The organism is Winogradskyella wandonensis (assembly GCF_004346845.1).
GTDB lineage: Bacteria > Bacteroidota > Bacteroidia > Flavobacteriales > Flavobacteriaceae > Winogradskyella > Winogradskyella wandonensis.
Window position 1 is genome coordinate 1,011,860 of the sequence record NZ_SMGI01000001.1, and the last position, 13,718, is coordinate 1,025,577.

A 13,718-nucleotide genomic window follows, 5' to 3' on the forward strand; every position below is an offset into this window, starting at 1 on the left:
TTACTTATTTTTATTTTTTCTCTTTAATATTTTTCTGATTGATGGTGACGATGTGTACCATAGTAAAAAGCCACTCAAAACCGTTATTAAGCCTAACAACGAGAATGCTCTTAAAACAACTGTATTAAAGTTATCCCTTCCTTCATAATCCATTGTATGCGTCATCCATAAGAAATCGAACCAACGCCAACTACGATGTCTTACGGTTTGAAATTTACCATCTTTAACAGATACATAAGCTTTTAATGCTTCATCTGTTTTGTATGAAATAACATAGGCTGGCAATAACTTTTCTCTATATTCGTGGTGCTTACCAGTCTCATTAATTTGCTCTAGATTTTCAACTACCAAATCACTTTTCATATAGTTTTTTGCTATGTAAAGTGCTTCTTCTTTTGTGATGCTATTCTTTGGGCTTCCATCAATAGCACTGTATAATTGTTTTTTATTTACCCAATAGTAAGGTGTATTGTTAATGTCTCTCAATTCAATAGTATTGATGCCATTAGCAACATTGAGTTGTGATGGACTTATTAAATTATTGAAAGATTGAGGTTGATAATCTAAATTCTTAAAATGGTCTCCGTGAATATCATCAATGTCTGTCCAACTAAAGTATAAACCACTAATTGTCCAAAACAAAAACTGAATACCTAAAAACAAGCCTAAATATCTATGGGTTTTTCTAATCTTTAATGCTGTATATCTGTTTACCATTTTATTGATTTATTTTAAATGGAAACTCTATTTTAACCTTTTCCCAAGCCAATGAAATGCTTCCATTGTTATCGTCTATTTTATTGACTTTGTATTCTAATTGTTCCTTTATTTCTTCAGAAAAATTAGGTTTTATTTTAAAGCGAATTACATCATCCTTTTCATCATATTCATCTTTACCGTGTTGCTCCCAATTAGAATTAAATATAACTGTCCATTCCTCTTTTGAGGGAATTGTAAAAAATCCGTATTTGCCAGCAGGAAGTGTTTTACCTTCTATTTGCAAATCCTTATTGGTCTCTACCCACGTTGCCATATGTGCTCCTGCTTGCCATACTTGGTCGTAAGCCAATAAACCGCCAAAAATTATTCTATCTCTAACACCTGGTGATGAATAATCTATATGAATGTGTGCATCTCCAATCATTGCCATAGTTGAAGTATGCGGGCTTAATGGTTTCTTCTTTTGTGTTTCTGTCTTTTCAACCGCATTATGTTGATGCTCATCTTTTACTTCTTTTTTGGATTCGTTTTTACAGGCGAAAAGAAGTGTAATAATCACGGATATTTGCAGTATTTTTCTCATTCTTAAAGAATATTTGTTAACGTTAATACCGCCATCACAATCATAATGGCATTTTCTATAAATGTGGCTTCAGTCATAGGAAGTTTCAGAGCTGTCCCTAAACAAGCACATCTAATAGATTTTTTATCCAATAATGTTTTTGTAACTCCAACAGTTGTAATACCTAAAACAACAAGCGTTACTATTAAAGCAATTTCAACTTCAAATCGCATCAAAAACATTAAACCTAAAGCAGTTTCAATAAATGGATAAACCCAACCATAAGCAGGAACTTTTTTTGCTAATGGGTCGTACATTTTAAATGATTCTGGAAAGCCTTTTAAATCTAACATTTTGAAGAAACTAAACACGATGTAGAATAAGCCCATAAAGTCGAGCATAAATGCACTCCAACTCCAATTTTTATAATGTAGTAATGTGCTCGCTGAAGCGATATAAAAAATAATAAGCAATAGAGGTTTTAATTGCTGTAACTTACTTTTTTCTTCTCCCATTGGCATTGCCGACATACTTGAAGAAACAAAAACATTCTTTTCTTTCTTTTCAGATAGTGTATATTTTTCAGGTAACGCTTCTTTCAGTGTTTCTGTAGCAACGTGGCTACTCATTGTAACTTCAGCTTCTCCTTTTTCGAGATTAACTTCAACATTGGTAACATTATCTATGCTACTTAAACTTTTTTCTACAGATGCTTTACAACTGCCACAGGTCATTCCTGTAATTTTATATGTATGTGTCATATTTTATTGAATTAAATAATTAATAATGGTACTCTGTAAATAATAATTTTTAATCGCTTCTATCTGGCCCATTTGAAACTTTAATTGTAACTCTTGAATATCTAAAACATCGTTAAAATCAATAGTGCCAGTTTCATAGCTTTTGATGAGAATTTGTTCTGCATCTTTAGCTTGCTTGATGTTCTTTGTTGCTGTAGTATTACTTATCCTTGCTGATATACGGTCGTTAATAGCTTTATCTAACATTGTTTTTAAACTGTTTAAACGCTCTTGTTTTTGATAATTAATTTCTTGCTGTTCCAGTTCGTTTTGTTTAGAAATAGATTTGTATTTCTTATTGAAAATGGGGATTGAAACCGATACCATTGGCATTACAACATCCTTTCCGTTATCCGAGAAATTCATATCTGGCCTTTCGGAAACATTGATATAGTCTAATCCAAAACCAATCATTGGGCTACTTTCTTTTTGGTTTAACAATTCGGATTGTTCAATGGATTGGTAGAGTTTATCATACTTCAACAATTCAGAATGTACTGATAGATTTTCAGTATTAATTTCAAAATCTTCTATTGGAATGGTTAAGCTATCTACTACAGTAACCTCAACATCATTTTCCCTGTTTAAAAGGTTATTTAGATTCGTTTGTTCAGATAAAAATTGTTGATACAATACATCTTTGAGTTGTTGCAATTCATTTTGACGCATTTGTAAACGCAATACATCTACTGCTGATGCTTTACCAACCTCAACAGATGTGAGTGCCAGTGTTTCATAGGTTTTTAATAGTTGGATATTTTGAGCTAATACGTCTTGTTTAGCTTTATTGGCGTATAACTTGTAATAGGATTGTGCTACCGATGCCATCAATTTTCGTTTGGCAATAACAATGTCTTCGTATTTAGCATCTGCCAATGCACTCACATAATTTTCTCTTGACGTTATTGTACCAAACCAAGGCAACATTTGTTTTGCTGACACTTTAAAACGTTGTGCGCCTGTTCGTGTTTCTGGTTCACTTACAAAATAACCTACACCAAATTCAGTATTAGGAATCGTATTGACTTCATTCACTTTTTCTGAAACTCGTTTGTATTGCAACTCAAATTTTTGAATTTCGGGATTGTTTTCTAACGCTTCATCAATTAATGTTTCTAATTGTTGAGCGTTTACAAAAAGACTCAAGAAACAAGAGCCAAGAGCCAAGACGATTTTTATGTGTATTGATTTATATTTCATTTTGATGCTCTTTTAAGTTGAACTTCGGCTTTCAAGCTATATAAAACTGGCACAACAAATAAGGTGATTAAAGCTATTAACATTCCACCGAAACTCGGTATTGCCATAGGAATCATAATATCACTACCTCGTCCTGTTGATGTGAGTACAGGCAAGAGTGCTAAAATGGTTGTTGCTGTAGTCATTAAACACGGTCTAATACGTTTTTCACCTGCTTCCACAATAGAGGCTCTAATTTCCTTTTTTGTTTCTGGTGAATTTCTGTCGAATGTCTGTGTTAAGTAGGTTGCCATAACCACACCATCGTCGGTGGCAATTCCAAAAAGCGCAATAAAGCCTACCCAAACAGCTACACTTAAATTAATGGGATGCATTTGGAATAAATCACGCAGGTTTTCACCAAAGACACTGAAGTTTAAAAACCACGATTGTCCGTACAACCATATCATTAAAAAACCACCTGCAAACGCTACTGCAATCCCTGTAAAAACCATTAAGGATGTACCGACAGAACGGAATTGGAAGTACAGAATTAAAAAGATGATAGCCAATGCTAAAGGCACAACTATCGATAAGGTTTTTTCGGCACGTAATTGGTTTTCATAAGTTCCTGTAAATTGATAGTTAATGCCTTTTGGTACAATTAATTCACCTGCATCAATCTTGCTTTGAATCATCGCCTGTGCATTTTCAACTACATTTACTTCTGCATAACCATCCATTTTATCGAATAACACATAGCCTACCAAAAAGGTATCTTCACTTTTTATGACTTGTGGTCCTTGTTCGTAACGAATGGTTGCCAATTCGTTTAAAGGTACAGGACTGCCTTTTTCAACAGGTACATAAATTTGTTGTAAGTCGGTTGGATTTGCTCGTAATTCTCTTGGATAACGTACACGAACGCCATAACGCTCACGACCCTCAACGGTTTGGGTTAATGACATACCACCAACAGCTACTTTTAATACGTTTTGCACCTCTTCAATACTTACACCATAACGTGCAATTTTTTCTCTGTCAATATCAATAAGTAAATACGGTTTACCTACAATACGGTCTGCAAAAACGGCTTCATCCTTTACACCTTCAGCTTCTTTTAAAATGGTTTCTAACTGCATTCCAAAGGCTTCAATTTCTTTTAAATCTTGTCCTTTTATTTTGATTCCCATTGGTGCACGCATACCTGTTTGTAGCATTACCAATCGAGTTTCAATAGGTTGTAATTTTGGTGCTGATGTGACACCTGGTAATTTGGTGACTTTTACAATTTCGTTCCAAATATCGTCTGGTGATTGTATTTCTGGTCGCCAGTTTCTGTAAAACTCGCCATCATCGTCTGGGATTAGTTGTTCTTTTGCATTTAGAGATTGCCACGCTTCACGGTGTTCCGCTCGCAATGACATACCATTTTTTAATATGTATTCACCGTCTTCATTGACTTTGAAACGCTGACGTTCTCCTTTATCATTCAGCATATATTCTGGTTTGTATTGAATGATGTTTTCATACATTGATAATGGTGCAGGATCTAAAGCCGATTCAGTTCTTCCTGCTTTACCAACAACAGTTTTTATCTCTGGAATACTTGCTACTGCCATATCCAATTGTTGCAAAACGCGCTTATTTTCTTCTACACCCGAATGTGGCATTGAGGTAGGCATTAACAGAAAAGAACCCTCATTTAATGATGGCATAAACTCTTTACCTGTATTTTTCATTATGAAAAATCCTGCAATGACAATTGCTGTAGGTATGGAAAGAAATAATAATTTATTGTCTAAACACCATCTTAAAATACGTGTGTAGTATTTAATGAATAATCCAAATACACCTAACAAACCAAAACAAATAATAGCTACAAAAATGAGGTTTAAGAAGATGCTTTTATTTACGCCTAACGGTCGCCAATATTCTGCTAATAAGAATACAATTGCTGAAGCCGAAATGATGATGTTGGCAAAGTTTGCCTGTTTATCTGAAATCTTGTTTTGAAGATTCAATAAAGCTGTCACACCAAAAGCGATGAGTATGACACCTAACCAATATCCATAAATTATTGCTGCTATTCCTAATACTATTAAAACACCGTTTAAAGCATATTTAAAATGTTTTTGAATGCTCTTTTTTCGGAATAAAAAGGCCGCAAACGGTGGTATTAGAAATAAGGCTACAATTATGGACGCTGTTAAAGCAAAGGTTTTAGTAAATGCTAATGGTCTAAATAGTTTTCCTTCTGCACCAATCATTGTAAATACAGGAATAAAACTGATAATGGTTGTCATTACTGCGGTTACGATTGCACCAGATACTTCTGCTGTTGCGTTGTAAACGACTGTGTTTATTGGTAATTTGTTTTCGTTTTCGTCTAAATGCCTTACGATGTTTTCTGAAAGTATGACACCAACATCTACCATTGTACCAATAGCAATAGCAATGCCTGATAGTGCTACAATATTGGCATCGACACCAAAGAGCTTCATTGCTATAAATACCATTAACACCGCAACAGGTAATAGCCCTGAAATCAATACGGAAGCACGAAGATTAAATACCATTATGATAATGACCAAAATGGTAATGAGTATTTCTAAAGTTAAGGCTTCATTGAGTGTACCCAATGTTTCTTGAATCAATTCTGTACGGTCGTAAAATGGTACTATAGTTACTTGTGATGTTCTACCATCTGCCAACGTTTTTGTAGGTAGTCCTGCGCTTAATTCGTTTATTTTGGCTTTTACATTATTAATCACTTCCATTGGGTTAGCGCCATAACGTGCTACTACAACACCACCAACCACTTCTGCACCTTCTTTGTCTAAAATTCCACGTCTTGTTGCAGGACCTAAAGACACTTTTGCCACATCTTTAATTTTGATAGCTGTGTAATCTTCTGAAGTTACAACTGCATTTTCGATGTCTGCTATGGATTTCACATAACCCAAACCACGTACCAGATATTCGGCTTGATTGATTTCTAAAGTCTGTGCTCCAATATCTCGGTTACTTTCTTTAACTGCTTTTACAATATGGTGCAAGCCAATATTATATTGACGCATTAACTCTGGGTTTACATCAACTTGATATTCTTGCACGTAACCACCAATAGATGCAACTTCAGATACACCACTTGCAGATGACAATGCATATTTTACATAGTAATCTTGAATACTACGTAATTCGTGCAAATCCCAACCACCCGTTACATTTCCATTTTCATCACGACCTTCGAGTGTGTACCAAAATATTTGACCTAATCCTGTAGCATCTGGTCCCAAAGCAGGATTAACACCATCAGGTAATAAACCACTTGGTAAGGAATTTAGTTTTTCGAGAATGCGACTTCGACTCCAGTAAAACTCTATATCTTCTTCAAAAATGATGTAGATACTGGAAAAGCCAAACATAGACGAGCTACGAATGGTTTTTACTCCAGGAATACCCAATAATGATGTGGTTAATGGATAGGTAATTTGGTCTTCTATATCTTGTGGTGAGCGACCATCCCATTTGGTAAAAACGATTTGTTGGTTTTCGCCTATATCTGGTATGGCATCTACAGCAACTGGATTACTTGGTAAGAAACCAGTATCCCTATTGAAAGGTGCATTAACCGTTCCCCATCCTACAAAAAGGACGAGTAGCAGAACTGCAACGAGTTTATTTTCTATTAAAAATTTGATGCTTTTATTGAGCATTGGCTTTGATTATTAAACAGTTAGACATTGGTGTAAGAAAAACACCGAATACAGCAAATTATCCTTACGACATTGCAGTCATAGGATAAAAAAGTCTATTGTTTAAAAATCAAATTAAGTATGTTTCGTCAATCTTGTAGAGTTGCCTTATGACGAGTGGCGGTTTATATTCTTCGTAAGTAGAAACGTTATTTTCTAAACCTTCAAAAAGGTTAATGTAAGTGTAAACAAATGAAGCTAAAAATACTTGTTGTTCAAATGTGATTTTGTCAACTTGCAATTGTAATTCGTCTTGACCTTCAATTGCTAATTGTTTATCATCACAACAATTTTTCTTGGTAATAGAACATCCTTCGGTTGAAGGCTTTTCCATTTCCATTCCGCACCCTTTGGCTTTATGAAAAATAGCAGTTTCTACTAACGTATCTCCGCAATAATGCATATTCACAGTAAATGACATTGTAGAGAATAACACTACAAAAGCCATTGCGAAAGCCATTATTTTATGCAATACTTTTTTCATTGTAATTGCAAAGTTACGAAATTTTAACAAATACTTATTTAATTAACAGAAGTTTAATGCTCAACTCCATTTCATTTTCTGTAACCTTACCGCATTTAGAATTGCTAATAAAGCCACGCCTACGTCTGCAAATACAGCTTCCCACATTGTTGCCAAACCTCCTGCTCCCAAAATCAGTACAATTACTTTAATACCAAAAGCCAAAATGATATTCTGCCATACAATTTTTCGAGTGGAACTGCCTATTTTAATAGCTCTCACTACTTTTGAAGGTTGGTCGGTTTGAATGATAACATCGGCTGTTTCTATGGCTACATCGCTACCTAATCCGCCCATTGCTATACCTACATCACTTGCTGCTAAAACAGGTGCATCATTAATACCATCACCAATGAAGGCTACTTTATTTTGTGGATTTTTCTTTAATGCTTCAACTTCATTTAATTTATCCTCTGGCAATAAACCTCCCTTGGCATTTTCTATTTTTAAATCCTTTGCCACTTGTTGAGTTATGGAATCTTTATCTCCTGAAAGCATCATTATTTTTTTAATCCCTACCCTATGTAAACTTGATATGGTTTCTTTAGCATCCTCCTTTAATTCGTCCGCAATTACCACATAACCTGCAAAAACATTATCAATAGCTACCAAGACAATAGATTCCACGATAGATTCAGTTTCATTAGGCACTTCTATATTATTGGATACCATTAAAGCCTTATTTCCAACCAAAACTTCTTTACCTTTTACCATACCTTTTAACCCTTTTCCTGCAACTTCAGAAACCTTATTTGCTTCAAAATTGTTGGTTCCTTTCTGGTATTCCATAATAGCTTTAGCAATAGGATGTGTAGATTGCTCTTCCATTGCCATTAGATAGTTCATAAATTCTTCTTCATCCCAATCAAAGGTCTTAATGCTTTTGATTTTGAAAACTCCTTTGGTTACCGTTCCTGTTTTGTCCATTACCAAAGTATTTATCTTGGTCATTGCATCTAAAAATGAAGCACCTTTAAATAATATTCCATTTTTTGAAGCTGCTCCCAATCCACCGAAATATCCTAATGGAATTGAAATCACTAACGCACAAGGACAAGATATTACCAGGAAAATTAATGCTCTGTATAACCAATCTCTAAACACATAATCATCTACAAAAAAGTATGGTATAAAAGTTACACCAATAGCTAAAAACACTACAATTGGTGTGTAGATACGAGCAAACTGTCTGATGAATAATTCTGTTTTAGACTTACGAGCTGTAGCATTTTGAACCAAGTCTAATATTCTCGCAATAGAACTATCTTCAAAGGTGTTGGTTACCTCAACTTCAACAACACTTTCTAAATTGATACTACCTGCGTAAACCTTTGCATCTTTCTGAATAGAATCTGGTTTGCTTTCGCCTGTTAATGCTGCGGTGTTTAGAGATGCTTTTTCGGATAATAAAATACCATCCAATGGAATTTTTTCACCTACTCGAATTTGTATTTTCTCGCCAATATTTACAGCTTCTGGCGACACACTTATATAATCACCATCACGAAATACATTAGCTTCTTTTGGTCGAACATCTAATAAGGCTTTAATATTTCCTTTTGCTCTATTAACTGCTGCGTTTTGAAATAATTCTCCTACTGCATAAAATAGCATTACTGCAACACCTTCGGGATATTCGCCAATGATAAACGCACCAATGGTGGCAATAGACATTAAAAAGAACTCGGTAAAAACATCGCCTTTTATAAGACTTTTCCATCCTTCTTTAATTACAGGAAATCCAACTGGAATATATGCTAAAGTGTACCAAACTACTCGAATCAATCCTTCAAATTGAGGAATCGCATCAAAATAATCTACAGCGATACCTACCATTAACATAACAAAACTTATAATAGCAGGAATGTATGTCTTGAATGCACTTCCATCTCCGTGGTCGTGACCATCATCGTGAGAATGTTGTTCTTCTGAATTTGGTTTTAAATCTCTTAAATTGACTTTCTTTTTTTTCATTTAGTTTTGTTTTAGCAACAACTTTTGTTTTGTTGAATTGGTGGACAAGGAACTGTACCATAAGAACAATACACACAACAATCTCCTTCGATTGGTTTCAAAACCGTTTTACAATGCTCACACTCGTAAAAGAATTGACAAGCGTTAGTTGGCATATCTTCTTTCTTTTTATGACCACAGGTTGGGCAAGTGATTTCCGATTTTAATATAGTTTGCATCAATTTTAATTTTTATCAGTTACTTTATAACCCGTAGAATTAATTGCTTTCTCAATTTCTAATTCATTAGTTTTAGTTTGGTCATACTCAATGATTGCGTTACCATTCTTGTATGATGTTTTTGAGTTTACAATTCCGTTAAGTTTATTTACTTCGTGGTTTACGTGAGCTTCACAACTGGCACAAGTCATTCCACTTATTTTATACTCTGTTGTTTTGATATTTGATTTATCAACGATAACAATTTGTTTCTCTGAATTTGGATAAAACATACTTGAGTAGTATGGTAATGCCAACATCACTATTGCGAATACTGTTACAACTCCTAAAAAGGTTTTTGACTGAATAAATTTTGGTTTTTTATCCGTTTCACATTCACAGTCGATTTCTTTTTCTGGTTTTAATTTTTGATACCAAGCAAAGAGAAGAACTAATATAGTTAGCCCTATTAAGTAAGGTCTAAATGGTTCTATCCAAGAAAAAGTTGAAGCTACACCACTTGTACCTGCAATTAATGCCAAAACAGGTGTGATGCAACACAATGAAGCTGTGATTGCTGTTAGGATACTTGTAACCGCTAATTTATTTTTCATTCTATATATAATAATTTTTCAATGTCATTTGGAATAGGCATACGTTTTAATGGTGGTACGTTTGCGCCACCTGTGTTACCAAGAGGAACGTGATTTATAAATGATTTCCAGCCACCAACAAGCAATCTAATAATTTGACCGAATACTTCTTTAGTATCTTTTTGTCTAAATCCAAACTTTAGCATTAGCCAATGTGAATAGGTATGCTCTATAGGATAAGATTGTCCTATTATATGACTACGTTCTAAATGATACCAAGCATTGCTAAAATGCTTATTTTCTAAACAGAAACTGTATAGTTTTAATTCTTCGTTATACGCCTGTTTCAGATGTTTAGGTATTTTAGTATTAAACTTCATATCCACTAATTTTGGATAAATGTACTTTAATAGTAAGTGCAATGGAAGTGCAATTATTAGCCACTACACTTATCGCAAATACCTTTTACCACCAAATTTACATTCTCTGACACAAAACCATCAGGTACTTTAATTTGCGGTATTTTATGTTCTGTTAGGCAAATCGTTTCATTGCAATTGTTACAATGGAAATGTAAGTGTAAATCGGTTTTTATATCACAATTACATCCCTTTTCGCATAACGCATATTTTGTTATCCCTGTGCCATCGTCTATTTGATGTACAATATCATTTTCCTCAAAAGTTTTTATTGTTCTGTAAAGCGTTGTTCTATCTGCTTTTCCAAAAGCATTTTCAATATCACTTAAGGTTACTGCAACATTCTTTTCCGCAAGAAACTTATAAATTAGCAACCGCATTGCTGTTACGCGAATATCTTTTGACTCTAATACTTGTTCTATCGTTTCCATAATTAGTCATCATCTTCGTTACCAAATGGTTTAATAATAAGCCCTACACTAAAAATAAAACCATCTGTAGGTGCGTAAATTTCAGGAAAAACGGGATTTTCGTGAGGTGGTAAAACCAAAGGTGAAAATCTGCTTTGTCTTCTATCTGTAAAGTTTTCAAAGTTCACAAATACACTACCTAATTTAAAGTTACGCATAACTAATAAACCCATTGTAACAAAATCTGTAGTTTCAGTTCCATTAGATAAAAATTGTTTTCCTGTATAGTAGGTTTCATAACCAATTCGCCATTTTTCAGATTCGTACATTACAACACTACCTGCATTATGCTTTGCGGTTAGAGGCTTCTGTGGATTACCAGGTAAATAATTTAGTTTGGTATCAATAAATGCATAGTTTAAAAACCATCTAAAGTCTTTGTAGGTGAATTTAATATTTGTTTCTGCTCCTTTACTAAAGATTTCATCTGTTGCATTTTCAAACTGAAATAATCCGTTATTTGTTGAATTTAAAAGCAGTCCATTATTTATTGCTGTAACATAGAATAATTGATTCACAGAAAAACCAATCTCATCAGTTAAACGTGTTTGATAGTTTACATCGAAATTTAAACCATAAGAACGTTCTGCATCTACTGTTGATTTATCTATAGCAAGTACATTTTCAAAATTGATATACTCTGCTTCTTCAGTAAAAATATCTGGAATCTTATACCCTAAACCTCCACCAATTCTACTTGAAAATCCACTATTATTTTTATAGAGTAATGAAATTCTTGGAAGTGGAAAGAAACCAAAATCAGTATTGTAATCTGCTCTTAATCCTGTTTCTAATATCCAATTATCAGAAATATCATAAATGTTATTTGCAAATGCTCCAAAGGTTACATCTTTTTGGTCTCGCTGTAATTGTGCGTTATCATTTTCATCAAAATTTGAGGTATATAGATTAGCACCAATTATCCAATCTGTTTTTTCTGATGCTGTATTATATGAGATTTCAGTAAAAGTGTTTGTTTGCTGACCATCAAAATTAAAATCAGGAACAGTTAAATTCCTATCGAAAAAAGAAACACTATTTTTAAATTGTAATGCGCTAACAGAATCTAATTGGGTCTCATATACAAATTGACTGCTTAATCGTTTTGAATTGTTTTCTTCTATGTATTGATGAATCCCATTTTCGCCATCTTCAATTTTAGTTATATCTCCGCCAATTCTATCGTCATACGTTCCGTTTAATCCAAACCAAAGTGTTGTTTTATCCGATGGATAATAAAACAATTTAGGATTGAAAGAAATTGATGTTGTTTTTGGTAGGTTGCTAAAGCCATCATCTTCTGGGTCGTATGCTTTTTGATAGTAACCAGAACCATAGAGTGAAAAACCAAATTTCTCATCTCTTTTACTATAGAAGATATTAGCTGTACTTCCTAATGCTTGTGTTTGTGTGAGCATAATGTCTAATGCAGGTTCTTCATCTGGTGTTTTAGATACCATATTCACTAATCCTGCTATTGCACCACCACCATATAGTGTTGATGAACTTCCTTTGATTATTTCAAATTGTTGTAAGTCTAAAGGTGGTATTTGCAAAATACTTAAACCACTTGAAAAACCACCATATAATGGAAACCCATCTCTTAAAAGCTGTGTGTACCTGCCATCCAATCCTTGAATACGGATATTGGTACTACCACTACTTAATGATGTTTGTTGCATTTGTATTCCTGTACTTTCACGAAGTACCATTGAAATATTAGTAGGATTCATTATTGCTTTTTCGCCCAATTCTTCTGCACCTATAAACTCGATACGAGTTGGTATTTTTCGTACAGTTCTTGTACTTCTTGTAGATTGAAGTACAACAGCATCCAATTCGTTACCACCTTCTTTTAGCTTAAACACTAATTCTATATTACTTGGAATTTGAATTGTGGTTTCTAATGTTTCAAAACCTAAAAAGGAAATTACTATTTGATGTTCGCCATCTGGTATTTCTGTAAATTCTGCAATCCCATCAAAATTGGTAACCGCACCTTTTTCTAATGCTTCAAAGTAAACGGTAGCACCCATTAACGGCTCATTTTCTGCCTCTGTGATGACTTTAATTTGTATGTCTGATGTTTGTGCCTGTAATGATAAGCAAAGTATTAATATGAGCTTTATGCTCAATATGTATTTATTCATTGAATTATATTTGTAATTAACTAAATAATTGATTTGAAATCGTGTTACTTTAGCTTATTACTTGTGGCGGTTGCCAAATGTTGGAAAGGAAATTGAACCTATAGATAGGTTGATATGTAGAAATTAACTCCGATGAAATTTCAATATTGAGTTTTAAATTAAATGTCTTGATTGGTTCGTAAGTAATAGACATACCACAACAATTGCAAATACAAGTTACAGAACAAGTATCGTCACTATCTTCTTGATGGTTGTGATTAACACTTATTGCGTCTTGATGTTGGTCTTCTATGTTTTGACCATCAGAACAAGGTTTTGCCGAAAGCAATAGTATTATTAAGGATAATATGATTGTTATAAACTTCACAGTTAC

Annotated in this window: 13 protein-coding genes; all 13 read right to left on the reverse strand. The window is 33.8% G+C overall.

Translation table 11 applies throughout. The annotated features are described in order from the left end of the window. The 13 genes from DFQ05_RS04670 to DFQ05_RS13805 all read right to left on the reverse strand — a co-directional run bounded on the left by DFQ05_RS04670 (position 1) and on the right by DFQ05_RS13805 (position 13,712). Positions 1-717, reverse strand: a complete 717-nt coding sequence (locus DFQ05_RS04670) for a PepSY domain-containing protein (protein ID WP_132704048.1) — start codon at positions 715-717, stop codon at positions 1-3. 1 nt (position 718) lies between these two features. Continuing rightward, the gene (locus tag DFQ05_RS04675; protein WP_132704050.1) at positions 719-1,303 is read right to left on the reverse strand and encodes a DUF2911 domain-containing protein; all 585 of its coding nucleotides are present in this window, start codon (positions 1,301-1,303) and stop codon (positions 719-721) included. 2 nt (positions 1,304-1,305) lie between these two features. Next, positions 1,306-2,043, reverse strand: coding sequence for a heavy-metal-associated domain-containing protein (locus DFQ05_RS04680; RefSeq protein WP_132704052.1), 738 nt, complete (start codon positions 2,041-2,043; stop codon positions 1,306-1,308). A 3-nt stretch (positions 2,044-2,046) separates the two neighbouring features. After that, complete coding sequence (locus DFQ05_RS04685) at positions 2,047-3,282, reverse strand: TolC family protein (protein ID WP_132704054.1); 1,236 nt, start codon at positions 3,280-3,282, stop codon at positions 2,047-2,049. Next, positions 3,279-6,980, reverse strand: coding sequence for an efflux RND transporter permease subunit (locus DFQ05_RS04690; protein WP_132704056.1), 3,702 nt, complete (start codon positions 6,978-6,980; stop codon positions 3,279-3,281). The genes DFQ05_RS04685 and DFQ05_RS04690 overlap by 4 nt, the downstream gene beginning before the upstream one ends. A gap of 109 nt (positions 6,981-7,089) precedes the next feature. Further along, entirely contained in the window at positions 7,090-7,503 is a 414-nt protein-coding gene (locus DFQ05_RS04695; protein ID WP_241974209.1) for an HYC_CC_PP family protein, read from the reverse strand. A gap of 60 nt (positions 7,504-7,563) precedes the next feature. Further along, positions 7,564-9,516, reverse strand: a complete 1,953-nt coding sequence (locus DFQ05_RS04700) for a heavy metal translocating P-type ATPase (RefSeq protein ID WP_062618773.1) — start codon at positions 9,514-9,516, stop codon at positions 7,564-7,566. 11 nt (positions 9,517-9,527) lie between these two features. Further along, positions 9,528-9,734, reverse strand: a complete 207-nt coding sequence (locus DFQ05_RS04705) for a GDCCVxC domain-containing (seleno)protein (RefSeq protein WP_076692386.1) — start codon at positions 9,732-9,734, stop codon at positions 9,528-9,530. Positions 9,735-9,739: 5 nt separating this feature from the next. Then, the gene (gene merTP / locus DFQ05_RS04710) at positions 9,740-10,327 is read right to left on the reverse strand and encodes a mercuric transport protein MerTP (RefSeq protein ID WP_062618771.1); all 588 of its coding nucleotides are present in this window, start codon (positions 10,325-10,327) and stop codon (positions 9,740-9,742) included. Further along, a complete protein-coding gene (locus tag DFQ05_RS04715) occupies positions 10,324-10,686 on the reverse strand; it encodes a DUF3703 domain-containing protein (RefSeq protein WP_062619731.1) in 363 nt (120 codons plus the stop codon). Before DFQ05_RS04715 ends, merTP begins: the two co-directional genes overlap by 4 nt. A gap of 56 nt (positions 10,687-10,742) precedes the next feature. Next, entirely contained in the window at positions 10,743-11,156 is a 414-nt protein-coding gene (locus DFQ05_RS04720; RefSeq protein WP_062618769.1) for a Fur family transcriptional regulator, read from the reverse strand. Positions 11,157-11,158: 2 nt separating this feature from the next. Next, positions 11,159-13,345, reverse strand: a complete 2,187-nt coding sequence (locus DFQ05_RS04725; protein ID WP_132704058.1) for a TonB-dependent receptor — start codon at positions 13,343-13,345, stop codon at positions 11,159-11,161. 49 nt (positions 13,346-13,394) lie between these two features. Next, positions 13,395-13,712: a DUF6660 family protein gene (locus DFQ05_RS13805; RefSeq protein ID WP_132704060.1), complete on the reverse strand. Its 318-nt coding sequence runs from the start codon at positions 13,710-13,712 to the stop codon at positions 13,395-13,397. Between the last annotated feature and the right edge of the window lie 6 nt (positions 13,713-13,718).